Source organism: Mycobacterium sp. E136 (genome assembly GCF_001666865.1).
Taxonomy (GTDB): domain Bacteria; phylum Actinomycetota; class Actinomycetes; order Mycobacteriales; family Mycobacteriaceae; genus Mycobacterium.
Map to the genome: position 1 here is coordinate 1 of NZ_LZJE01000082.1, position 2,489 is coordinate 2,489.

1 protein-coding gene and 2 pseudogenes are annotated in these 2,489 nt (G+C 69.7%); 2 read left to right on the forward strand and 1 reads right to left on the reverse strand.

Annotated features, from left to right (window positions below):
* Positions 1–218: pseudogene (locus A5698_RS05915) on the forward strand (aminotransferase); the annotation flags it as partial.
* A 51-nt stretch (positions 219–269) separates the two neighbouring features.
* Here A5698_RS05915 and A5698_RS05920 read toward each other — a convergent pair.
* Positions 270–1,064, reverse strand: a pseudogene (locus A5698_RS05920) (endonuclease domain-containing protein).
* Between the two features lie 178 nt (positions 1,065–1,242).
* Between A5698_RS05920 and A5698_RS05925 the strand changes: the two are divergent.
* The coding region (locus A5698_RS05925) for a DNA polymerase III subunits gamma/tau (RefSeq protein ID WP_156670625.1) at positions 1,243–2,489 on the forward strand (1,247 nt) is incomplete at its 3' end.

Below are 2,489 nucleotides of genomic sequence, written 5' to 3' on the forward strand. Positions count from 1 at the left end.
TGTTGCCGGGTACGGCCAAGCGCACCGTGGCGCTGGCCAAGGATGCGGGCATCGCGGTGACCGAGGCCGGTGCGACCTTCCCCTATCGGAAAGACCCGGAAGACAAGAACATTCGCATCGCGCCGACCATGCCGCCCGAGCCCGAGCTGCGGGCCGCGATCGACGGCCTGGCGATCTGCGCGCTGCTGTCAGCGACCGAGTCGCTGCTCAAGGACTAGCCGGCCGGTTTGTGAATCTGACGACGGTTTTCGCGAAAAGCGTCGCCAGGTTCACATTCGAAGCCCGCGTGCGCGCAGCGCGCTCTCGACCCTCGCCACATAAGTCGTCCGCCGATGCTGCAGCAGGTCTCGGCTGACGCGGACGATCACCCAGCCGAGTTCCGTCAACGCGAACTGCTTGTCGATGTCGCGCTGCCTCACCCGCGGATCGGTCCAGTGTTGTGATCCGTCGTACTCGATGCCGACCAACAGATCCGGATAGGCCATGTCGAGACGCGCGACGAACTGCCGGTACCCGTCGAACACGCGGACCTGCGTCTGCGGCGCGGGAAGCCCCGCGCCGACCAATGCCAGCCGGGCGACGGTCTCCTGCGGTGATCACCGCCTCGACGTCGACGTGTTTGAGCCCGGTGGCGTTGGCCAGCGCGTCGAGGCGTTGCACCGCGAGTACTCGAGACTCGAGGTGACGACCGAGGTCGAACGCGGTGCGGGCGGGATCTGTGACGGGCATGCCGGCGATGCTCACGAGTTCGTCGGGCAGCGCCCGCTCGGTGCGGACGACGAGACCCGTTGGCGGTCTGCGGTTGTCGTGGATGAGCTCCGCCGGTAGGCCGGCGTCGAACCACTTGCTGCCCAGCACGGCCGCCGCCGACAGCCCGCTCACGATTCCGCGCCGCTTTGACCACAGCCACGCCGCCCGCGCCCGCTCGGGTGCCGACACGGTGACGTCGCGCGGGACGTAGACGTTCGGGTAGAGCGGCGTGTACAGACGGCGCATCGTGGCTCGGAGATCGCGCCCGTCGACAACGCTTCGCTTCCGACGAACGGCCATCGCGGCTCGGTCATGGTCGTACGGTGCACGCGCCGACCGACGGAACGCGTCCCCGTCGCGCGGTCATCCACAGGTCCACGCCGTTTGTGAATCTGACGACGCTTTGGCGCCCGGGACCGTCGCCGATTTCACAATCGAGAGGGGCAGGGCTGAGGTGTCGCGCCGTCGGACCGCGCCGGTAGCCTGCTGTGCGTGGCGCTCTACCGCAAGTACCGGCCCGCGACCTTCGCGGAGGTCGTTGGCCAGGAACATGTCACCGAGCCACTGTCGACGGCGCTGACGTCCGGCCGGATCAACCACGCCTACCTGTTCTCCGGTCCGCGTGGCTGCGGCAAGACCTCGTCGGCGCGCATCCTGGCGCGGTCGCTGAACTGCGTGCAGGGGCCGACGGCCACGCCGTGCGGGGTGTGCGATTCGTGCGTGGCGCTCGCGCCCAATGGGCCAGGCAGCGTCGACGTGGTCGAACTCGACGCGGCCAGCCACGGCGGTGTGGACGACACCCGCGAGTTGCGCGACCGCGCGTTCTACGCGCCGGCGCAGTCGCGGTATCGCATCTTCATCGTCGACGAGGCGCACATGGTCACCACGGCCGGCTTCAACGCGCTGCTGAAGATCGTCGAAGAGCCGCCCGAACATCTGATCTTCGTGTTCGCGACCACCGAGCCGGAGAAGGTGCTGCCGACCATCCGGTCGCGCACACACCACTACCCCTTCCGGCTGCTGGCGCCGCGCACCATGCGCACGCTGCTGGAGAACATCTGCGCGCAGGAGAACGTCACCGTCGACGACGCGGTTTACCCGCTGGTGATCCGCGCCGGCGGCGGATCGCCCCGCGACACGCTCTCGGTGCTCGACCAGCTGCTGGCCGGCGCCGAAGGCAACCACGTCAACTACGCGCGGGCGCTGGCGCTGCTGGGTGCGACGGATGTCGCGCTGATCGACGACGCGATCGACGCGTTGGCCGCAGGCGATGCCGCTGCGCTGTTCGGCGTCGTCGAGGCCGTGATCGACGCCGGGCACGACCCGCGCCGGTTCGCCACCGACCTGTTGGAGCGGTTCCGCGACCTGATCATCCTGCAGTCGGTGCCCGACGCCGCGGCGCGTGGCGTCGTCGACGGGCCCGAGGACGTGCTCGACCGGATGCGCGAGCAGGCGACGCGCATCGGCACCGCGACGCTGACCCGCTACGCCGAGGTGGTGCACGCCGGCCTCGGCGAGATGCGCGGCGCGACCGCGCCCCGACTGCTGCTCGAGGTGGTGTGCGCTCGGCTGCTGCTGCCATCGGCGAGCGACACGGAAGCAGCTCTGCTGCAACGGATCGAGCGCATCGAGACCCGCCTGGACATGTCGATTCCGGCCGGTGAGGGCGCAGCGCCTCAGGTGGGTGGGCCGCCCAAGCAGTACGCCCGCAGGAGCAAGGCCGAGGCGCAGGCGCCCGC